The sequence below is a fragment of the Streptomyces sp. NPDC089915 genome (genome assembly GCF_040684675.1).
In the GTDB taxonomy this organism is placed as follows: Bacteria; Actinomycetota; Actinomycetes; order Streptomycetales; family Streptomycetaceae; genus Streptomyces.
Window position 1 is genome coordinate 1 of sequence record NZ_JBFBGN010000127.1, and the last position, 19,107, is coordinate 19,107.

A 19,107-nucleotide genomic window follows, 5' to 3' on the forward strand; every position below is an offset into this window, starting at 1 on the left:
CGGCGGCGGTGGCGTCGAAGACGTCGAGGAGGGTGCGCGGCGGGTGGGCCGGGGCGCCGCGGAGCACGGCGCGGTCCGGCCGGCCGCGGCGCGGGTCCGGGAGCGGGGGCAGGGGATGGCCGGAGGGGAGGGAAGTCATGGGCGGGGCCTCGGTTTCACGTGCTGCGGGGTCGTGCGGTTCGCCGCCCCCGGGGGGAATGGTTGCCGCACGCCTGCACAGATACCGCCCGGTGGTCGCCGGTTCACTCCTCGGGGGGCGCCGGCCGGGGCGGTCGAACAGACCCCGGAGCCCCCCATGGCCTCGTCAAGTCGCCCGTCGCGCAAGGGTCGCGCGGGGGCGGGTACCGCGTGTCGGGCCTCCCCGGGCCGTCCCGCCTTGATCAGGATTTGGCCGGCCGCTGGCGCTGTGTTCGGTTCCGCCGTCCCCCGTGCGGCGGCCCGGCCGGAGCGGCGGGCGGTCAGGCGGACGGGCTTGTTCCGGGGGTGGGGGTGGAGTGGGGGCGTTGGGGCAGGAGGGCCTTGCAGGTCTCGAAGGCCTGGGCGGAGGCCGGGTCGGAGGTGGGGAGGCCGCGCATGCCCGGCGCGTTCGGGGAGGCGGAGGGCAGGACCACGCCGTGGTCCTTGAGGCAGCTCGTGAACGCCTTCATGGCGCTGCCGTCGCCGCCTCCCCCGCGACCGCCGCCGAACTGGGGGCGCAGGCTCGCGCAGGCCTGTGCGGCCTCCTGCCGTTTCGGGTCGGCCGACGGTCCGCCGCCGGGACCGCGTGAGCCCTGGCCCCAGCCGCCGGGTCCGCGTGAACCGCTGGGGCGGGGGGCGGCGGTGACCCCGTGCTGGGCCAGGCACTGGCGGTAGGCGTCCATCGAGGTGGCGCCCGGCGACGGTGCGGCGGTGGTGGCGGCGGCCGCCGCGGCCGTGCCGCCGGATCCGGAGGCACAGCCCGCGAGGAGCAGCCCGGAGCCCGCGAGGAGCACGGCGGACAGGGCCGCCCGGAAGGCGGGGCCGGTGGTGGTCCAGGACATGTCCGTAGCTCTCCTCGGGCCTCGGTGCGCCGGCGGCTGCGGCACACCGGCGACGGGGAGTCAACCGTGCGGACGTGGGAGCGGGCCGGGCATCGGCTGGGAGTTGCCTGGGAGGGGGCCGGGCCGCGGATCCCGCGGCGGCCCGTACGGCGGCCCGTACGCCCCGTTCGCGGTCGTACGTCCCTTTCGGCCGGGCCCGCGGCTCCCAGGGAACTCCCAGGAACCTCCCAGAACCCGCAAAGTGCGGGCGGCCAGCATGCCGTCCATGAAGGTGCTCCCCCGGCGGCGCAGGGCCGTCCTGATCAACTCGACGCTCGCAGTGGCCGTCCTCGCGGGCGTCGGCGGCGCCTACGCGGCGGTGACCGGTGGCGGTGACGGTCCCGCGCGCGGCGGTGCGCGGACCGCCACGGTCACCAAGGCGACCGTCCTCGCGACCGTCTCCGGCTCGGGCTCCCTGAGCTCTCCCAACGACGCCGGGGTGAACTTCACCACCGGCGGGCGGCTCACCGAGGTGGACGTCAAGGCGGGTGACAAGGTCACCGCCGGGCAGGTGCTGGGCAGGGTGGACGCGACCGCCGCGAAGGAGACCCTGGCCCAGGCCGAGGCCTCGCTGACGGCGGCCCAGGCGAACCTGACCAAGGCGGAGGCCGGGCAGGTGCCCGCCTCGTCGGGCAGCGGCTCGTCCTCCTCGCGTTCCGGCTCCGCACCCGCCCCGGCGGCCACGCCCACCGTGGACCCGGCGCAGCTGGCCCAGGCCCACGCCCAGGTCACCCAGGCGCAGAACGCCGTGGACGCCGCGCAGCGCGCCGTGGACGGGACCGTGCTGAAGGCTCCGGCCGCCGGTACGGTCGCCTCCGTCTCGTCGAAGCCCGGCGACACCGTCCAGGGCACGAACGGCACCGGGAGCTCCGGTGGCGGCAACGCCGGCGGGGGCTCGGGCGGCGGCTCGTCCTCCTCTTCCTCCGCCGCGGCCTCCCTGGCCGGGTTCGTGGTGCTCACCAACCCCTCGGGCATGCAGGTGACGGCGAACTTCTCGGAGGCGGACGCGCTCCGGCTCAAGCCGGGCCAGGCCGCCACGGTCACCCTCAACGCGATGTCCGGCAGGACCCTCAACGCACAGGTCCTGTCCGTCAGTTCGCTCCCCGTGAGCAGCGGTTCCGGATCGGGCGGGGGCAACTCGGGCAGCGGCAGCGCCGTGCAGTACGCGGCCACCCTGAACATCACGAGTCCCACCGACGACCTGCGCAGCGGGCTCAGCACCAGCATCCAGGTCGTCGTCGGCGAGGCCTCGGGCGCGCTGTCCGTCCCCACCGCCGCCGTCTCGGGCACCGGGACGAACCGTAGCGTCACCGTCGTCCAGCCGGACGGCACCACCGCGCGGACCCCCGTCACCGTGGGCCTGGAGGGGGACGGTTCGGACCAGATCCTCACCGGGCTCACCGAGGGCCAGAAGGTGCAGCTCGCCGCGGTCTCCTCGACCGGCAACGGCGGCTTCCCCGGCGGTGCCTTCCCCGGGGGCGCCGGCGGCGCCGGCCGTACGCGCGGCGGGGCCGGGGGCACGGGCGGCGGCGCCGGCGGGGGCTTCCGTACCGGCGGCGGCGGAGGTGGCCGCGGATGACGCCGCCGCTGTGGCCGCGCCGGACCCGCCCCGAGGGGCCGTCCGGCGCCGCGGACCCCGGGCCGGGTGACCGGCCCGTGCCGCCCGTGATCGAGGTCCGCTCGCTGCTCAAGACGTACGGGCAGGGCGACGCGGCCGTCCACGCCCTGGGCGGTCCGGCCGACCCCGCCACGGGGCGGCGGCTCGGGGTCGACCTGACGATCGAGCAGGGCGACTTCGTCGCCGTCATGGGCAGCTCGGGGTCGGGCAAGTCCACCCTGATGAACATCCTGGGCTGCCTGGACGTCCCCACGTCGGGCCGCTACCTCCTCGACGGGATCGACGTGGGCGGCCTGGACGAGCACCAGCTGTCGCTGGTGCGCAACCGGAAGATCGGCTTCGTGTTCCAGTCCTTCAACCTGGTGCCCCGCACCACCGCGCTCGCCCAGGTCGAGCTGCCGCTCGCCTACGCGGGCGTCAAGTCCGCCGAGCGGCGCCGGCGCGCCGAGGCGGCCCTCACCCTGGTGGGCCTGGCGGGCCGGATGAACCACCGGCCCAACGAGCTCTCCGGAGGCCAGCAGCAGCGCGTGGCCGTGGCCCGGGCACTGGTGACCGCGCCCGCCATGCTCCTCGCGGACGAGCCGACCGGCAACCTCGACAGCCACAGCACCGAAGAGGTCCTGACGCTGGTCGACCGGCTCAACGCCTCGGGCCGCACCGTCGTCCTGATCACCCACGAGGACGAGGTGGCCCGGCACGCCAAGCGGGTCCTGCGCCTGGTGGACGGCCGGATCGTCGAGGACGTCCGGCAGGCGCCCGTGGCGGGACCGCCGCCCGCGATGCGCGAGCGGCACCCGGTGGCGGGGGGCGCGCGGTGAACCCGTTGCAGACGCTGCGCTTCGCCTTCGGCGGCCTCGCGGCCAACAAGGTGCGCTCCGCGCTGACGATGCTCGGCGTACTGATCGGCGTGGCCGCCGTGATCCTGCTGCTGGCCGTCGGCAACGGCTCCTCGCAGGCCGTGAAGGAGTCCATCGAACGGCTCGGTACGAACGCCCTGACCGTCTCCTCCGGCGGCGGGAACGGCGGCGGACGCTCCGGCCCGGCCTCCGGCACCAAGCCGCTGACCGTCACGGACGCGCGGGCGCTGGCCGATCCGTCGGCGGCCCCGCACATCGAGTCGGTGGCCCCCGAGGTCACCACCTCGCAGACCGCGCTGTACGAGGGGACCTCGCACACCGTCGGACAGGTCGTCGGCACCTACCCGGCGTACTTCAAGGCCTCCAACAGCAAGGTGGCCAAGGGCGACTACTTCGGCGAGGACGACGTGCTCGGCTCCCGCAAGGTGGCCGTGATCGGCTCGACGACGGCCACGGACCTGTTCGGCACGGCCGACCCGGTCGGCCGCAAGGTGGTCCTCGGCGGCACCCCGTTCACCGTCGTCGGGGTCCTCGCCACCAAGGGCGGGACCGGGTTCCAGGACCCGGACGACGTGGTGGTCGCGCCGCTGCCCACCGTGCAGAACGCCTTCACCGGATTCGGCTCGCTGGGGCAGATCCTCGTCGAGGCGAAGTCCGCGGACGCGACGACCGACGCGCAGAACGAGATCACGACCGTGCTGATGGCGCGGCACGGCCTCAAGGACCCGAACGCCCTGGACTTCCGGGTGGCCAGCCAGGCCTCCCTGCTGACCGCGCAGGCGTCCACGGACAAGACGTTCACGGTGCTGCTCGGCGCGGTCGCCGCGATCTCCCTGCTGGTCGGCGGGATCGGGATCACCAACATCATGCTGGTCACGGTGACCGAGCGGACCCGTGAGATCGGCATCCGCAAGGCGATCGGCGCGCCCCGGGGGGTCATCCTCGGCCAGTTCCTCGCCGAGTCGACGCTGCTGTCGCTGATCGGCGGCGGACTCGGCGTCGCGGCCGGGCTGATCGGCTCGCACTTCACGATCGTCGGCATCAAGCCGGTCGTCATTCCGGAGTCGGTCGTCGGCGCCTTCGCCATCGCCGTGGCGATCGGGCTGTTCTTCGGCGGCTATCCGGCCAACCGGGCCGCGAGCCTGCGGCCCATCGAAGCACTGCGGCACGAGTGAGCCGGCACATGCGGGAACAGGGAGAGGCAGACATGGCACGACGCCGCACCGATCTGGAGAAGAGGCCCGAGGCGGAAGGGGAGCGGTTCACGCCGTTCGCCGAGGTGTTCACCGCCTCGGCGGACGCCCACGCCGACACCGACCCGATCGCGGACGGGATCGCGGACGGGCACGGGCCCGCCGACCGGGCCGAGGATCCCGAGCAGATCCTCGCCCAGCCCCCGGACACCCGGGACATCTCGGCGGAACTCGCCGCTCCGCCCAGGGCGCGGACGCCCTGGCTGACCCTGCTGCTCTCGGGCGGCGTGGTCGCGGGACTCGCCTTCACCGGCGGAGCCCTGGTGGAGAAGGACCACCTGCAGGGCTCCGCCGCCTCGACGGGCCGCGGCTTCGCCGCCGCCGCCGGGGGCGGCCAGGGCCGTACGGGCGGGTCCGCGCCCGGCGGCGGCCAGCGGCAGGGCGCGGGCGGTCAGGGAGCCGGGGGCCAGGGCCGGACGGACCCCGGTACCGGTACCGGGCAGCGCGGCCAGCGGCAGGGCTTCGGCGGTGCGACGGGCGGCCCGGGCGCCGGGGGCGGGCTGACCACCGGTACCGTGAAGCTCGTCGACGGCACCACCCTGTACGTCACCGACGCGCAGGGCAACGTCGTCAAAGTCACCACCAACACCGACACCCAGATCACCGAGGCCAAGAGCGGCAAGGTCTCCGACCTCCAGCCGGGTCAGGCCGTGACCGTCCGCGGCACCCAGAACGCCTCCGGGGACGTCGCCGCGACCACCGTCGCGCAGGGCGGCGCGGGGGGCTTCACGGGCGGCGGCCGGGGCTGAGCCCGAGAGGGAGGACCGCATGGACACGGCCGCGCCCGAGGCGAGCCTGCTCGTCGTCGACGACGAACCGAACATCAGGGAGCTGCTGTCGGCCTCCCTGCGGTTCGTCGGCTTCAAGGTCACCTCGGCCGCCACCGGTGCCGACGCCCTCGCCGCGGTCTCCGAGGAGCGGCCCGACCTGGTGGTGCTCGACGTCATGCTGCCCGACATCAGCGGCTTCGCCGTGGTGCGGCGGCTGCGCGAGGCCGCCGGCACCGGGCCGGGCGCCGATCAGCTGCCCGTGCTGTTCCTCACGGCGAAGGACGGGGTCGACGACAAGATCAGCGGGCTGACGGCCGGCGGCGACGACTACGTCACCAAGCCGTTCAGCCTGGAGGAGCTGATCGCGCGGATCCGCGCGATCCTGCGCCGCACCGGCGCCGCCGGCGGGGACAGCCGGCTGCGGGCGGGCGACCTCGAACTGGACCCGGTGGGGCACCAGGTGCTGCGCGGCGGACGGCCCGTGTCCCTCTCCCCCACCGAGTTCAAGCTGCTCGCGTACCTCATGGCCCACCCCGACCGGGTGCTCTCCAAGATGCAGATCCTGGAGCACGTGTGGGCGTACGACTTCGGCGGCGACCTCAGCATCGTCGAGTCGTACATCTCGTACCTGCGCCGCAAGGTGGACTCGGGGGCGGACGGGTCCCCCAAGCTCATCCACACCGTGCGCGGGATCGGGTACGTACTGCGCCGCCCGCAGGCCTGACGTGGCCCGGCGCATCCTCCGACGGCCACCACGGGTCCGGGCGCTGCTGCGCCGGCTCGTGCGCCCGTTCGCGGCCCTGTCCCTGCGGGCCCGGCTCGTGGCGCTGTCGATGGTCCTGGTCGCGCTGGGGCTGGCCGTCAGCGACACGGTCGTGCTCGGTTCCGTCCGCGCCCAGCTGCTGGGGCGGGTGGACCAGCAGCTCCAGCGGTTCGGCGACTCGATGGCCCACCGGGTGCGGGCCGAGGGCCTCCCCCAGCCGCATCCCGGGCACGCGGGCGGCGGCCGGGCGTGGCTGCCGAGCCAGTACGTGATGGCCTTCGCCGAGCCGGACGGCACCGTGTCGCGGCCGCTGCGCCAGCCGGTGGCGGCCGGGGATCCCGGCCCGCTGTGGCCCGCGATGGACGCGGCGGGGCTGCGGGCCCGCCTCGGGAAGCCGTTCGAGGTGCCGAGCGACCACGGCGACGGCACCTGGTGGGTGCTGATCGTCCCGGTGGACGGGGACGACGCGACGCTGCCCGCGGGGGTGGTGGTCGCGGCCCCGCTGGCCGATGTGACCTCCACCCTCGACAGCCTGGCGGACGCCTTCCGGATCATCGGCCTGGTGGTGTCGCTGCTGCTGGCCGTGGCCGGCTGGTTCGCCGTGCGGGCGGGGCTGCGGCCGCTGCGGCGCATCGAGGAGACCGCGGCGGAGATCTCCGCCGGGCGGCCCCTCTCCCACCGCATCCCCGGCGCCTCGCCGCGCACCGAGACCGGGCGGCTGAGCATCGCCCTCAACGGAATGCTCACGCAGATCGAGTCGGCGTTCGCGGCACGCACCGCTTCGGAGAGCCGGATGCGGCGGTTCGTCGCGGACGCGAGCCACGAGCTGCGCACGCCGCTGGCGGGGATCCGCGGCTTCGCCGAGCTGTACCGCATGGGCGCCCTCACCGAGGAGGCGGACGTCAAGCGGACCATGGCCCGGATCGAGAGCGAGGCGGTGCGCCTCGGGGCGCTGGTGGAGGACTTGCTCACGCTGGTCCGGATGGACGAGCAGCGCCCCCTGGAACTGGCCCCGATGGACCTGCGCACCCTCGCGGTGGACGCCCTGCACGACACCCGGGCCCTGGACCCGTCCCGCGAGGTGACGCTGACCGGCCCGGACGGCGCCGGCCAGCCCGGCCCGGCCCCGGTGGAGGGGGACGAGGCGCGGCTGCGCCAGGTGGTGGCGAACCTGGTGGGCAACGCCGTCGCCCACACGCCCGCGGGCTCACCGGTCCGCATCGGGGTGGGCACGGTGGACGGCCGCCCGGTCATCGAGGTCGCGGACCGGGGCCCCGGGCTGACCCCGGAGGAGGCGGCCCGGGTGTTCGAGCGCTTCTACCGGGTGGACGCCTCCCGCAGCCGCCAGGGCGGCGGCGGCGCCGGCCTCGGCCTGGCCATCGCCTCCGCCCTCGTCGGGGCCCACGGGGGCGACCTCGAACTGGACACCTCACCGGGCCGGGGCGCACTCTTCCGCGTCCGACTGCACCCCACCGCCCACTGAGCCCGGCCGCCTCCACGGGCGGTCGGCTACCGGCCGGCGGGCTCATCGGCGGGCTCATCGGCGGAGAGGAACGTACGGCCCGCGGGCGGGCGCCAGACGAACGCGTCGCGGATCTCATTGCCGAAGGCTTTCGATCGCCATCCGTCGGTGATGTCGTGCCAGTACGCGAAGCGGGCCCGGCGGTAGGCACCGGGCTCCTCCCGGTCGTAGGTCAGCTCGAAGTCGTAGACCCGGCCGGCGCCGGACAGGAGGACGCCGGTCTCGATGCAGGACCCGTCCGGGAAGAGGTACACGAGAACGCTGTCGCGGGGAGTGAGACCGTGCTCGGCCATCAGTTCCCGCAGACGTACCCACAGTCCGGCCGGGTGCTCCCACATGAGCCGGGTGTGGAGCACGTAGCCGCGCGAGCGGGGGTAGGGATCGGGAAGCAGCAGGGCGAGGACGCACTGCTCCGCGGCGATGGACCGGAGCGTCCGCCGCCGCGTCAGGGCGCGCCGGGCGGGCGACTTCTGGCTCTGGTGCCGGCGGCCGCGGCGAGGTGCCGCCCGGCGGAGCCGGCCGGGACGCCTACGCGGCATGGGCCTTTCGGTATGTCATGCCCGAAGCCTGCCACACCGCCGATCACTCCCCCTACCCACCCTCCGTCGGCGTCGTGAAGGCCCCCGCCCGGGCCGCCAGGGCGGCGGCGCGGGCGGACGTGGCGGGGAGGGACGGGTCCGGTGGTGAGGCCAGCAGGACCAGTTCCTGGTAGAGCGGGGCGGTGGCCGCGATCAGCAGGGGGCGGGCCGCCGTGCCCGGGGGTGCCTCGCCGCGTTCGACGGCGCGGGTGACGACCTCGGCCGAGCGGGCGTAGCGGTCCTCCCAGAAGGCGCGCAGGGCGCGGGCCGCCTCGGCGGATCTGAAGGAGGCGGCGATCAGGGCCGTGGTGAGGGAGGGTTCGGCGGACACCGCGTCGAGGACCTCCCGGTTCATCGCGGTCAGGTCGCCCTCCAGCGAACCGGTGTCGGCTGGCCGCCAGGTGTCGTCCGCGGCGGCCTCCAGCAGGTCGGCCAGGAGTCCGCCGACGTCCCGCCAGCGCCGGTAGACGGTGGTGCGGTGCACTCCGGCGGCCTCCGCCACGGAGTCCACGGTCAGCGCGTCGTAGCCCTGTTCGACCAGCAGCCGGCCGGTGGCCTCGAGGACCTGGGTCCGGACGCGGGCGCTGCGGCCGCCGGGCCGGGTGCCGCCGGGAAGGGCGGTTGCGGGTGTGGTGGAGTCCATGTCACGATCTTAACGCAACAGCCGTCGCATTAAGCCTCGTATCGAGGCGACCGGCCGCGCGGTCGCACATGTCCGCCGCTTCCCCGCACCCGAGCCGCAAGGAGCCCGATGACCGAGACCCGCTTCACCCTCCTCCCGGTGCCCGGAGCCGCCGGACCGTACGGCATCACCGCCGGACCCGACGGCGCCCTGTGGGCCACGCTCGTGCACGCCGGAGCCCTGCTGCGCCTCGACCCCGGCGGACGGAGCGCCGTGCACCCGCTCGGCGCCCCGGGATCCGGACCCTCCGTGATCACCGCGGGCCCGGACGGCGCCCTCTGGTTCACCCGGATGCGCGACGACCGGATCGGCCGGATCACCCCCGACGGCACCCTGGCCGACCACGCACTGCCCCCCGGCAGCGCCCCGTTCGGCATCACCGCGGGCTCCGACGGCGCGCTCTGGTTCACCGCCTCGGGCACCGGCGGGATCGGCCGGATCACGGTCGACGGGCAGGTCTCCGCCTTCCCGCTGCCCGTCGAGGGGGCCTTCCCCGCCTTCATCACCGCGGGCGCCGACGGGGCCCTGTGGTTCACCCTCAACCAGGCCGACGCCGTCGGCCGCATCACCTGCGACGGAGACGTCACCCTGTTCCCGCTGCCGACCCCGGGCGCCGCGCCCGTCGGCATCGCGGCGGGCCCGGACGGGGCGCTGTGGTTCACCGAGATCGGGGCCGGCCGCATCGGCCGGATGCTCCCGGACGGGACCGTCACCGAGTTCCCGCTCGCCGACCCCGGCTGCCGCCCGCACGCCGTCGTCGCCGGGCCCGACGGCGGCTGCTGGTACACCGAATGGGGCACGGGCCGGCTCGGCCGGATCACCCCGGACGGGCGGGTGACCGGCCATCCGCTGCCGGCCGACGCCGCCCCCGGCGCCCCGGCGCCGGAACCGCACGGCCTCGCCTTCGGCCCCGACGGCGACCTCTACATCGCCCTGGAGGCGGGGGCCGTCGCCCGCTTCACGCCCTGACCCCGCCGGGTCAGGGGGCGCGCCAGACGTTGGCGAAGGCCGCGTTCTCGATGGACCGCCTCTGGCGTACGGCCTCCAGCTCCATCACCGCGTCGTGGACCACGGCCAGGACGGTGGTGACGGCCTCGCCCCCGGGGTCCGCCTCCGGCTCGGCCCCGCCCCGCGCCTCGTCGAGGCCCACGGCCGAGGCGAGGACGGCCAGCACGGGTTCGTCCGCGGCACGGCGGTCGAGGGCACGCCGCCGCTCGGGGGTGTCGGCCGGCTCGACCCGGCCGGCCCCGAACGGCGAGCGGCCGCCCCGCGTGCAGACGAGCAGCCCCTCCTCCTCCAGGGAGGCCAGGTAGGTGCCGGCGAGGTCGCGGCCCCGCCGCCACAGCCAGTCGTCGACCCGTTCGTAGGGCGCCCGGCGGGTGAGGGCGGAGGCCGCCTCGGCCAGGAGGCGGTCGTCGGGGGCTTCGGTGCCGGCCGGCACGATGCGGTCGCCGTCCAGGGTGACGGTCCGCGCGGCGATCAGATCGATCAGCTCCGCCCCCGCGAGGGCCAGTGACAGGTCTCCCTGCCCCACGGCCCGCTCCGCCTCCGGGTCCAGCGCGATGACGAACAGGTCCTTCGCGGTGCTCATGTACGGCTCCCCTCGCAGACAACCACCGATGGTAGGCGCAGCCGGCCCCACGGACCGTGCGGTCACCGGTCTTTCACGTGTCGCGCCGGGTCCGGGAGCGGTAGTTGGCGATCTTGGCGAGGTTGCCGCAGCGGTCCATGGAGCACCAGCGGCGGCGCCGAGCCTGGGAGTCGTCGAGGAACAGCAGCGAGCACTCCGGGTTCTCGCACTCCTTGACCCGCGTCAGCAGCGGGCCCCCGATCAGCGACACCGCGTCGCGCGCCACCGTCGACAGGGCGGCCCGTACGTCGTGGCGCGCCGCGCCGCCCGCCCGGTCGAGGGCGGGTCGTCCGGCCGGGTCGAAGGCGAGCCGCGGGGCGAGATCGGGGTGGGCGGCCGCCGCGTTGACCCGGTCGAGGTCGTCCGCGTCCGGGGTCCGGCCCTCCATCGCCGCCGCGAGGACCCGGTGGAGCGATTCGCGCAGCTCCCGGGCGGCGGTCAGCTGGGGGCCGGTGACGGCGGCCTCCTGCGGGCCGGCCCCGCGCAGGCCGGCCTCGCCGATCCAGCGGGCCAGCGCGGCGGGTTCGGTGAGCCGGTCGAAGGGCTCGGTGTGCCGCTTGCCGAGGGTGGCCAGGAAGTTCAGGCAGTGGCGGCCCCCGATGAACGGGAACGCGAGCCGGTCGGGGGCGGGTGAAGGTGCCATGCCGCCGACTCTACTCCCTTGACACCTGTTCGTGCGGTGTCGCATGGTGACACCTGTTCAACCGGTTCAACAGGTTGAGCGGATTCCCACGGCGTCCACACGGAGCGGAGCGCGGCATGCGAGCGGTACGGATCGACGAGTTCGGCGGCCCCGGGGTACTGGTTCCGGTCGAGCTGCCCGACCCGGTGGCGGGGCCCGGCGAGGTGCTCCTGCGCGTGGAAGCGGCCGGGGTGAACCGCGCCGACGCGCTCACCCGGGCCGGCTCCTACCACCGGGCCGGACGCCCGCCGCTGCTCCCCGGGCTGGAGGCGGCCGGCACGGTGGTCGCCCTCGGGCCCGGGGCGGAGCACGTCGACGGCATCCGGGTCGGCAGCCGGGTCATGGCGCTCGGCGCCGCGAACGCCCCCGGCTTCTACGCGGAGCTCGCGGCGGTGCCCGTCGGGCGGGTGGCCGCCCTGCCGGACGGGCTCGGCCCGACCGAGGCCGCGGCCCTGCCGGTGGCCTGGCTGACCGCCTGGTACTGCCTGCACCGGCTGGCCCGGGTCGCCGAGGGGGAGACCGTGGTGGTCCACGCGGCGGCCAGCGGCGTCGGCAGCGCTGCGGTGCAGATCGCCGCCGCGGCCGGCGCCCGGGTCATCGCCGTGGCGAGCTCCGCGCGGAAGGCCGCCCTGGCCGCCCGGCTGGGCGCCCACACCGCCGTCGACCTCTCGGAGCACCCCGGGGAGGGACTCGTGGAGGAGGTCGGGCGGCTGACCGGGGGGCGCGGGGCCGAGGTCGTGCTGGACACCGTCGGCGGCCGGGTGTTCCGGCAGAGCCTGCGCATGGCGGGCCACGCGGGGCGCGTCGTGGCGCTGGCCAACGTCGCACTGGAGCCCAGCCCCATCGACACCCGCGACTTCTACCCGAAGAACGTCTCCGTCCACGGCTTCCAGCTCACCGGCCTGCTGGAGCACGGCTACGACCCGCGCGCGGACCTGCGGGAGATCGCCGCCCGCGTCGCCGACGGCACCTTCCGCGTGCCGGTGGAAACGGTCCTGCCGCTGGAGCGGGCGAGCGAGGCCCACGAGCGGCTGGAACGGCGCGAGAACCGGGGGAAGATCGTCCTCACCACCTCGGCGCACGCCGCCCGGTGACGCGGGGGCCGTCGCACGGGAGGGACCGTACGGCCCGCCTGGCCCGGCCCCGGCATCCCGCTTAGCGTGGAACGAGCCGGTGCAACCGCCGGCCGGCTGCCGCGGGACGGGCAGTCCGGACGCCGTGCCGGCGGCCGCGGGCCGTCGTGCCGCCGCGCCGTGAGGATTCGGATCGGGCACATGGAACGAGAAGCAGCCGCGGACACCGTCGTCCTCATCCACGGGCTCTGGATGACCCCGCTGTCGTGGGAGCACTGGGTCGCCCACTACGAGCGGCGCGGCCTGAAGGTGATCACCCCCGGCTACCCGGGCATCGCACCCGGCACCGCCGGGGTCGAGGGGCTGCGCGCGGACCCGTCCCCGCTGGCCGGCCTGGGCGTGCGCGAGGTCTTCGACCACCTCGCGGAGGTCATCGCGGCGCTCGCCACCAGGCCGGTCATCATGGGGCACTCCTTCGGCGGGGCCTTCGCCCAGCTCCTCGTCGGGGCCGGATACGGCGCGGCCGGGGTCTCCATCGACGGTGCGGCGGTCAAGGGCGTGAAGGCGCTGCCGTTCAGCGAGATCAAGGCCACCTTCCCCGTCCTGCACAACCCGGCCAACAGGAGCCGCGCCGTACCGATCACCGAGAAGGAGTTCCACTACGCCTTCACCAACAACCTGACGCCGCAGGAGTCCAAGGCGGTCTACGACCGCTACGTCGTCCCGGTGTCCGGGCGGATGCTGTTCCAGGGCGGCTTCGCGAACCTCACCCCGCACGCGGCGACGGAGTACGACTTCACGAACGGCGACCGCGCCCCGCTGCTGTTCATCTCGGGCGGCCACGACAACATCCTGCCGCCCGCCGTGCAGCGGGAGAACTACGAGAAGAACGCCGAGCGCTCCCCGGCGGTCACCGCCTACCGGCTGTTCGAGGGCCGCAGCCACTACACCTGCGGCGAGGAGGGCTGGGAGGCCGTCGCCGACCTCGCGCTCGACTGGGCCCTCGCGCCCGTCCCCGGAGAACTCGGCCCCTCCCCCTACAGCGTCGGGTAGTCGGTGTAGCCGCGGGCGTCGCCGCCGTAGAACGTGCCGGTGTCCGGGGTGTTGTACGGGCCCTCGGCGCGCAGCCGGGCCGGCAGGTCGGGGTTGGCGATGAAGAGGCTGCCGAAGGCGACGAGGTCGGCGACGCCTTCGTCGATCAGGGCGAGCGCGCGGTGGTCGGTGGGGCCCTCGGTGGCCGGGTTGAGGACGAGCCGGCCGGTGAACAGCCCGCGCAGGGCCAGGGTGATCTCGCGGGTGCCGGCGGGCTCCATGATGTGCAGGTACGCCAGGCCGAGCCGGTCGGCCTCCTTGACCAGGGCCTCGTACACGGGGCGCGGGTCGGGCTCGTCGATGTCGTTGAAGCCGTTCCCGGGCGAGATCCGCAGCGCGGTGCGGTCGGCGCCGATCTCGGCGGCCACGGCGGCCACGACCTCGGCGGCGAAGCGGACGCGGTTCTCGACGGTGCCGCCCCACTCGTCGGTGCGCCGGTTGCTGCCGGGGGCCAGGAACTGGTGGATCAGGTAGCCGTTGGCGCCGTGCAGCTCGACGCCGTCGAAGCCGGCCTCGACGGCGTTGCGGGCGGCGCTCGCGTAGTCGGCGACGGTCTCGCGGATCTCGGCGGCGGTCAGCTCGCGCGGGGTGACGAAGTCCCGGGGGCCGTCGGCGGTGAAGACCTGGCCGCGGGCGGCGACGGGCGAGGCGCCGACCGGGACGAGGCCCTCGGGGAGCAGGGACGGGTGGCCGATCCGGCCGGTGTGCATGAGCTGCGCGAAGATCCGGCCGCCGGCGGTGTGCACCGCGTCGGTGACCCGGCGCCAGCCGGCGATCTGCTCGGCGCTGTGCAGCCCCGGGGTGAACGGGTACCCCTGGCCCACGGCCGAGGGCTGGATCCCCTCGGTGATCACGAGGCCGGCCGAGGCGCGCTGGGCGTAGTACTCGGCCGTCAGCTCCGTCGGCACCCCGCCCGCGGCGGCGCGGCTGCGCGTCATCGGGGCCATGGCGATGCGGTTGGCGAGCGCGGTGCCGGCTACGTCGATCGGGTCGAAAGCACTGGTCATGACTGCCCTCACAGAATTAATTGGTCGACCAATGATTGGTCTCGACGCTCACCGTACACCCTTTACTTGGCCGGCCAAGGTAAAGTTTTCCGTGGCAGTGCCGGAGCCGGGACGCGGGCGGCCGGACGACGGGACGAAGGAGCCGGACCATGACCACGCATGCCACCCAGGGACAGGGCGACCCGGTGCCGCAGGGCTGTCCGGGGCCGCCGAGCGCGGTGCTGGACGGGCCGGTCAGCCACGCCGTCAGCCGGGTGGCCCGGCTGCACCGCATCGCGGCCGGACGGCTGCTGCGGGACCTGGGCCTGCATCCGGGGCAGGAGTTCCTGATGATGCACCTGTGGGACAACGGGCCCGTGCGCCAGTCGGAGCTGATCAAGAGCGTGGGCCTGGATCCGTCCACCGTGACGAAGATGCTCCAGCGCCTCGAACAGGCGGGGCACGTCCGCCGCGGCCCCGACCCGGCCGACCGACGGGCGTCCCTGGTCGAGGCCACGGAGACCAGCTGCGGACTGCACCAGCAGGTCCGGGAGGCCTGGGCCGAGCTGGAGCACCAGACCCTGAACGGACTCGACGCCGCCGAGGGCGCGGAGCTGCTGCGGCTGCTGCGGAAGGTGGAGGCCGCGCTCGTCGCCCGGGCGGCCGCCGATCCCCAGTGCCGGGAGGAGACCGGCGGCTGCTGAGGGGCGTACGCGCGAGGGCGCCGCGCGGGCGGATCCCGTACGGGTCCACGCGCGCGGCGCCCTCGGCGCGCCGGCTGCCGCCGGCGACGGGGTGTCAGCTGAGCTTCACGGCGTCGGGGTTCTCCTTCAGCCAGGCGCGGACCGCCTGCTGCTCCTTGCCCTTGCCGGTCTGCTGGATCTTCGCCTCCAGCCCCGTGAGCTGCTGCTCGGTGAGCTTGAACTCGCGCAGCCAGCGCGCCACCTCGGGCTCGTCCCGCTCGAACCCCTTGCGGGCGAGCGTGTGGATGCCGTCGCCCTTGCCCCAGGCGCCCTTGGGGTCTTCGAGCTTGGTCAGCTCGTAGGAGGAGTACGCCCAGTGCGGGGACCACAGCACGACGGCGACGGGCTCGTGCTTGGCGTAGGCCCGCTTCAGCTCGGCGAGCATGCCGGGCGTCGACCCGTCGACGACCTGGTACTCGCCGTCGAGCCCGTACTCCCCCAGGACCTTGTCCTTGAGGATCGACATCTCCCCCGCGCTCGGCTCGATACCGATGATCCTGCCCTTGAACAGGGCGGACTTCCCCTTGAGGTCGGCGAGGGAGCGCACGTCCTTCATGTACGAGGGGACGGCCAGCTCCAGCGAGGTCGGGCCGTACCAGGAGCCGAGGTCCTCCAGCCTGCTCCCGTACTTCTCCCAGTACTGGGCGTGGGTGACGGGCAGCCAGGAGTCGGTCTGGAAGTCGATGCCGCCGCCGGCGAGGCCGGTGTAGAGGGCCCCGGCCTCCAGCTGGCGGGCGTCGACCTTGAAGCCGCGCTCCTCCAGGAGCTCCTTCCAGAGGTAGGTGGAGGCGATGCCCTCGTCCCACGGGATGTACCCGAGGGAGACGGTGCGGCCCTTGCCGGTGTTCGCGGCGCCGACCGGGCCGTCCCGGTCCTCGCCGGTACCGCCGAAGGCGTTGAGGGCGCCGGCGGCCAGGGCCAGGACGACGACACCGGTGACGGCCTGGACGGGCTGGGGGCGGTGGCCCCAGAGGCGGGCCGCCCCGCCGGCGGCGGACCGGGCTCCGGCCAGGGCGCGCCGGCCGAGCGGGGAGACCTGGCGGCCCAGGGCGCCGGTCATCCGGTCGAGGTACATGGCCAGGATGACGATGGAGACGCCGGCTTCGAAACCGAGGCCGATGTCGACGTTGCCGATGGCCCGGTAGACGGCGCCGCCGAGTCCGCCGCCGCCCACCATGCCGGCGATGACGACCATGGACAGGCCGAGCATGATCACCTGGTTGACGCCGGCCATGATCGTGGGCAGGGCGAGCGGCAGCTGGAGGCGGAACAGGATGTCGCGCGGGGCGGTGCCGAAGGCCTCGGCGGCCTCGACGAGTTCGCCGTCGACCTGGCGGATGCCGAGTTCGGTCATCCGCACGCCGGGCGGCAGCGAGAAGATGATCGTGGCGATGATGCCGGGGACGACGCCCACGCCGAAGAAGATGACGCCGGGGATCAGGTAGACCATGGCCGGCATGGTCTGCATGAAGTCCAGCACGGGGCGCAGGACCGCGCTGGTGCGGTCGGAGCGCGCGGCGAGCAGGCCCAGCGGGACGGCGATCGCCAGGGTGATGAGGGTGGCGACCAGGACCAGGGACAGCGTGGACATGGCCTCGGACCACAGGCCGAGGGAGTCGACGAGCGCGAGGCCCGCGAAGGCGAGCAGGCCGGCGAGCAGGCCGCGCAGCCACCAGGCGGCGACGGCGAGGATGCCCGCGAGCAGCAGCGGGGCGGGAGCCGACAGGACCGCGTCGATGCCGTCGTCGAGACCGGTGACGAGGGAGCCGATGGCGTCGAACAGCCAGGAGAGGCGGTGCTGGAGGAAGTCGACGCCGGCGTCGACCCAGGCACCGAGGTGCAGGCGGGGCATCAGGCGGCCACCTCCGCGCAGCGCACCGGCGGCCGACGCTCGTCGCCGATGAAGCCGACGAGGCGGCCCTGCGGCACGGAGCCGACGACGGAGCCGTCCGCTCCGGTGACGGCGACCGGGTGGGGGACGCGGGCGCTGACGGCGCACACGTCGGCGAGCGGGGTGTCGGCGCTCACCGTGGGGCAGCCGCACGCGTCGGCGCCGGCGGGGGCGGGCGCCATGACGGCGTCGGCCGTGAGCACGCGGGAGCGGTCGACGTCCTGGATGAAGGAGGCGACGTAGTCGTCGGCGGGGCGGGTGAGGATGTCCTCGGCGGTGCCCTGCTGGACGACGCGGCCGTCGCGCATGACGGCGATGCCGTCGCCGAGGCGCATGGCCTCGTTGAGGTCGTGGGTGATGAAGACGATGGTCTTCTTCAGGGTGCGCTGGAGTTCGAGGAGCTGGTCCTGCATGTCGCGGCGGATCAGCGGGTCGAGGGCGCTGAAGGACTCGTCCATCAGCAGCAGGTCGGCGTCGGTGGCCAGGGCCCGGGCCAGGCCCACGCGCTGCTGCATTCCGCCGGAGAGCTCGTCGGGCCAGGACGTCTCCCAGCCGCCGAGCCCGCACAGCTCCAGGGCCTCCGCGGCCCTGCGCTCGCGCTCGGCCCGGGGGACGCCCTGGACCTCCAGTCCGTAGCCGGCGTTTTCCAGGACGTTGCGGTGCGGGAACAGCGCGAAGTGCTGGAAGACCATGCTGATCTTGGTGGAGCGGACGCGGCGCAGTGCGCGGGGGTCGAGGGCGGTGAGGTCCTCGCCGTCGAAGAGCACGCGGCCGGAGGTGGGATCGAGGAGCCCGTTGAGCATGCGCAGGAGGGTGGACTTGCCGGATCCCGACAGGCCCATGACGACGAAGATCTGGCCCGGTTCCACTCTGAACGAGACGTCGATCACGGCGGCCGTCGCGCCGTCGGCGCGCAAGGCCGCGCGGTCGGCGCCCCCTTCCAGCGCGCGGACCGCGGCCGCCGCGTCATCGGGGTTCCTTCCGAACACCTTGTACACGTGCTCGGTCTGGAGCGTGGACACATACACCTCACGGGTCGTACCTGAGACGGCGCGCCGCCCTCGGTCCGGAGGGGACCGGGGGCGGCGGCCGCGGAGCGGGACGGGATCGGCCCGCGTGCGCCCCGCGCCGGCCCGAGGGGCCGGAGCGCAGGGTTCCGCTCCAGCGGCCCACCTGCCCGGCATTCACCTCAGCAAACGCGAGGGTGAGGTACCTCACGTGTCGGCCGCCTCCGGGCCCGGCGTGGGGTGGTCCGGGTCACTCCGTCCGAGCGCGTCGAGCAGGGCGGCCGCGACCCGCTGCTGGCCGGCCGGGGTGAGGTGGACGCCGTCCTCCTCCAGGTGGCCGCGCGCGGCGGCGCGGGTGTCGACCGTGGTCTCCGGCTCCGCGAGCAGGAGTTCCGCGACGGCGTCGAGGTCCGCCCCGTCCCAGCCGAGCCCCGCCCGCCGGAAGTGCTCGTACCGGGCGACGCGCCCGGGGTCGACGCCGGTCGGGGTGAGCCAGATCCAGCGGGTTCCGGTCCGGCGCACCGTCAGGTCGCGCAGGGCCCGCAGGGTGCGGCGGGTCTCGTCGGGGGCGACCAGGGGGATACCGTCGAGCCGCTGGACGTCGTTGGCCCCGAGCATGCACAGCACCAGGTCGGGCCGCCGGGACGCGAGCAGCGGGACGTTCGCGAGGGCCTGGGTCGTCGTACTGCCGGACACGGCGAGGTTGGTGAGGCGGACGTCCTCGGGGAGCAGGTGCCGCAGGATCTCGAACCAGGAGAGGCGGTCGGCGGTGGTGCTCTCGCCGACGGCCACGACGTGCTCGCCGGGCCGCAGCCGAGGCCGCCCATGTTGGCGGCGGTCGCGACGAACGTGGCGCGGGGCCCGCCCCCCTCCGGGGCGAGTTCGAGGACGTAGGCCGTCGC

The 19,107-nt window shown here is 74.9% G+C and carries 19 protein-coding genes; 10 read left to right on the top strand and 9 right to left on the bottom strand.

Annotated features, from left to right (window positions below; translation table 11 throughout):
- Nucleotides 1-458 precede the first annotated feature (458 nt).
- Nucleotides 459-1,019 (bottom strand): hypothetical protein, encoded by a 561-nt coding sequence (locus AB0O29_RS28055; protein WP_365156655.1) that lies wholly within the window; start codon nt 1,017-1,019, stop codon nt 459-461.
- A 265-nt stretch (nt 1,020-1,284) separates the two neighbouring features.
- Between AB0O29_RS28055 and AB0O29_RS28060 the strand changes: the two genes are divergently transcribed.
- The 6 genes from AB0O29_RS28060 to AB0O29_RS28085 are packed head-to-tail and all read left to right on the top strand — an operon-like array spanning nt 1,285 to nt 7,802.
- Nucleotides 1,285-2,637 (top strand): biotin/lipoyl-binding protein, encoded by a 1,353-nt coding sequence (locus AB0O29_RS28060; RefSeq protein ID WP_365156658.1) that lies wholly within the window; start codon nt 1,285-1,287, stop codon nt 2,635-2,637.
- Entirely contained in the window at nt 2,634-3,494 is an 861-nt protein-coding gene (locus tag AB0O29_RS28065; protein ID WP_365156661.1) for an ABC transporter ATP-binding protein, read from the top strand. The genes AB0O29_RS28060 and AB0O29_RS28065 overlap by 4 nt, the downstream gene beginning before the upstream one ends.
- Nucleotides 3,491-4,708 carry an ABC transporter permease gene (locus tag AB0O29_RS28070; protein WP_365156663.1) on the top strand — a complete coding sequence of 406 codons (1,218 nt, stop codon included), beginning with the start codon at nt 3,491-3,493 and terminating at the stop codon, nt 4,706-4,708. The genes AB0O29_RS28065 and AB0O29_RS28070 overlap by 4 nt, the downstream gene beginning before the upstream one ends.
- A 32-nt stretch (nt 4,709-4,740) precedes the next feature.
- Nucleotides 4,741-5,535, top strand: coding sequence for a DUF5666 domain-containing protein (locus AB0O29_RS28075; protein WP_365156666.1), 795 nt, complete (start codon nt 4,741-4,743; stop codon nt 5,533-5,535).
- 19 nt (nt 5,536-5,554) lie between these two features.
- Complete coding sequence (locus AB0O29_RS28080; protein ID WP_365156669.1) at nt 5,555-6,280, top strand: response regulator transcription factor; 726 nt, start codon at nt 5,555-5,557, stop codon at nt 6,278-6,280.
- A gap of 1 nt (nt 6,281) precedes the next feature.
- Complete coding sequence (locus tag AB0O29_RS28085) at nt 6,282-7,802, top strand: HAMP domain-containing sensor histidine kinase (protein WP_365156672.1); 1,521 nt, start codon at nt 6,282-6,284, stop codon at nt 7,800-7,802.
- Nucleotides 7,803-7,828: 26 nt separating this feature from the next.
- Here AB0O29_RS28085 and AB0O29_RS28090 read toward each other — a convergent pair whose 3' ends face one another.
- Nucleotides 7,829-8,380, bottom strand: coding sequence for a hypothetical protein (locus tag AB0O29_RS28090; RefSeq protein ID WP_365156675.1), 552 nt, complete (start codon nt 8,378-8,380; stop codon nt 7,829-7,831).
- 52 nt (nt 8,381-8,432) lie between these two features.
- On the bottom strand, nt 8,433-9,062 hold the full coding sequence (locus AB0O29_RS28095) for a TetR/AcrR family transcriptional regulator (protein WP_365156678.1): 630 nt from the start codon (nt 9,060-9,062) through the stop codon (nt 8,433-8,435).
- A gap of 108 nt (nt 9,063-9,170) precedes the next feature.
- Between AB0O29_RS28095 and AB0O29_RS28100 the strand changes: the two genes are divergently transcribed.
- Nucleotides 9,171-10,070, top strand: coding sequence for a virginiamycin B lyase (locus AB0O29_RS28100; RefSeq protein WP_365156681.1), 900 nt, complete (start codon nt 9,171-9,173; stop codon nt 10,068-10,070).
- A 10-nt stretch (nt 10,071-10,080) separates the two neighbouring features.
- Here AB0O29_RS28100 and AB0O29_RS28105 read toward each other — a convergent pair whose 3' ends face one another.
- Entirely contained in the window at nt 10,081-10,692 is a 612-nt protein-coding gene (locus tag AB0O29_RS28105) for a GPP34 family phosphoprotein (RefSeq protein WP_365156684.1), read from the bottom strand.
- A gap of 73 nt (nt 10,693-10,765) precedes the next feature.
- A complete protein-coding gene (locus AB0O29_RS28110; RefSeq protein ID WP_365156687.1) occupies nt 10,766-11,374 on the bottom strand; it encodes an ABATE domain-containing protein in 609 nt (202 codons plus the stop codon).
- 116 nt (nt 11,375-11,490) lie between these two features.
- On the opposite strand from AB0O29_RS28110, the gene AB0O29_RS28115 reads away from it, so the two are divergent.
- Nucleotides 11,491-12,507, top strand: coding sequence for a zinc-binding dehydrogenase (locus tag AB0O29_RS28115; protein ID WP_365156690.1), 1,017 nt, complete (start codon nt 11,491-11,493; stop codon nt 12,505-12,507).
- A gap of 180 nt (nt 12,508-12,687) precedes the next feature.
- On the top strand, nt 12,688-13,539 hold the full coding sequence (locus AB0O29_RS28120) for an alpha/beta hydrolase (RefSeq protein ID WP_365156693.1): 852 nt from the start codon (nt 12,688-12,690) through the stop codon (nt 13,537-13,539).
- On the opposite strand, the gene AB0O29_RS28125 is transcribed toward AB0O29_RS28120, so the two are convergent.
- Nucleotides 13,524-14,585, bottom strand: a complete 1,062-nt coding sequence (locus AB0O29_RS28125; RefSeq protein WP_365156695.1) for an alkene reductase — start codon at nt 14,583-14,585, stop codon at nt 13,524-13,526. The two genes, AB0O29_RS28120 and AB0O29_RS28125, sit on opposite strands and share 16 nt — an antisense overlap.
- A 149-nt stretch (nt 14,586-14,734) precedes the next feature.
- On the opposite strand from AB0O29_RS28125, the gene AB0O29_RS28130 reads away from it, so the two are divergent.
- A complete protein-coding gene (locus AB0O29_RS28130) occupies nt 14,735-15,268 on the top strand; it encodes a MarR family winged helix-turn-helix transcriptional regulator (RefSeq protein WP_365156698.1) in 534 nt (177 codons plus the stop codon).
- 94 nt (nt 15,269-15,362) lie between these two features.
- Here AB0O29_RS28130 and AB0O29_RS28135 read toward each other — a convergent pair whose 3' ends face one another.
- From AB0O29_RS28135 to AB0O29_RS28145, 3 genes are all read right to left on the bottom strand, one after another.
- A complete protein-coding gene (locus AB0O29_RS28135) occupies nt 15,363-17,159 on the bottom strand; it encodes an ABC transporter permease/substrate binding protein (protein WP_365156701.1) in 1,797 nt (598 codons plus the stop codon).
- Complete coding sequence (locus AB0O29_RS28140) at nt 17,159-18,220, bottom strand: betaine/proline/choline family ABC transporter ATP-binding protein (protein WP_365156707.1); 1,062 nt, start codon at nt 18,218-18,220, stop codon at nt 17,159-17,161. Before AB0O29_RS28140 ends, AB0O29_RS28135 begins: the two co-directional genes overlap by 1 nt.
- Before the next feature lie 192 nt (nt 18,221-18,412).
- Nucleotides 18,413-18,997, bottom strand: coding sequence for an SGNH/GDSL hydrolase family protein (locus tag AB0O29_RS28145; RefSeq protein WP_365156704.1), 585 nt, complete (start codon nt 18,995-18,997; stop codon nt 18,413-18,415).
- Nucleotides 18,998-19,107: the final 110 nt, after the last annotated feature.

What these genes read in the sequence shown, in the direction of transcription:
- AB0O29_RS28055 (WP_365156655.1), bottom strand. Translation starts at nt 1,019, where the DNA reads ATGTCCTGGACCACCACCGGCCCCGCCTTCCGGGCGGCCCTGTCCGCC.
- AB0O29_RS28060 (WP_365156658.1), top strand. Translation starts at nt 1,285, where the DNA reads ATGAAGGTGCTCCCCCGGCGGCGCAGGGCCGTCCTGATCAACTCGACG.
- AB0O29_RS28065 (WP_365156661.1), top strand. Translation starts at nt 2,634, where the DNA reads ATGACGCCGCCGCTGTGGCCGCGCCGGACCCGCCCCGAGGGGCCGTCC.
- AB0O29_RS28075 (WP_365156666.1), top strand. Translation starts at nt 4,741, where the DNA reads ATGGCACGACGCCGCACCGATCTGGAGAAGAGGCCCGAGGCGGAAGGG.
- AB0O29_RS28080 (WP_365156669.1), top strand. Translation starts at nt 5,555, where the DNA reads ATGGACACGGCCGCGCCCGAGGCGAGCCTGCTCGTCGTCGACGACGAA.
- AB0O29_RS28090 (WP_365156675.1), bottom strand. Translation starts at nt 8,380, where the DNA reads ATGCCGCGTAGGCGTCCCGGCCGGCTCCGCCGGGCGGCACCTCGCCGC.
- AB0O29_RS28095 (WP_365156678.1), bottom strand. Translation starts at nt 9,062, where the DNA reads ATGGACTCCACCACACCCGCAACCGCCCTTCCCGGCGGCACCCGGCCC.
- AB0O29_RS28100 (WP_365156681.1), top strand. Translation starts at nt 9,171, where the DNA reads ATGACCGAGACCCGCTTCACCCTCCTCCCGGTGCCCGGAGCCGCCGGA.
- AB0O29_RS28105 (WP_365156684.1), bottom strand. Translation starts at nt 10,692, where the DNA reads ATGAGCACCGCGAAGGACCTGTTCGTCATCGCGCTGGACCCGGAGGCG.
- AB0O29_RS28110 (WP_365156687.1), bottom strand. Translation starts at nt 11,374, where the DNA reads ATGGCACCTTCACCCGCCCCCGACCGGCTCGCGTTCCCGTTCATCGGG.
- AB0O29_RS28115 (WP_365156690.1), top strand. Translation starts at nt 11,491, where the DNA reads ATGCGAGCGGTACGGATCGACGAGTTCGGCGGCCCCGGGGTACTGGTT.
- AB0O29_RS28120 (WP_365156693.1), top strand. Translation starts at nt 12,688, where the DNA reads ATGGAACGAGAAGCAGCCGCGGACACCGTCGTCCTCATCCACGGGCTC.
- AB0O29_RS28125 (WP_365156695.1), bottom strand. Translation starts at nt 14,585, where the DNA reads ATGACCAGTGCTTTCGACCCGATCGACGTAGCCGGCACCGCGCTCGCC.
- AB0O29_RS28130 (WP_365156698.1), top strand. Translation starts at nt 14,735, where the DNA reads ATGACCACGCATGCCACCCAGGGACAGGGCGACCCGGTGCCGCAGGGC.
- AB0O29_RS28135 (WP_365156701.1), bottom strand. Translation starts at nt 17,159, where the DNA reads ATGCCCCGCCTGCACCTCGGTGCCTGGGTCGACGCCGGCGTCGACTTC.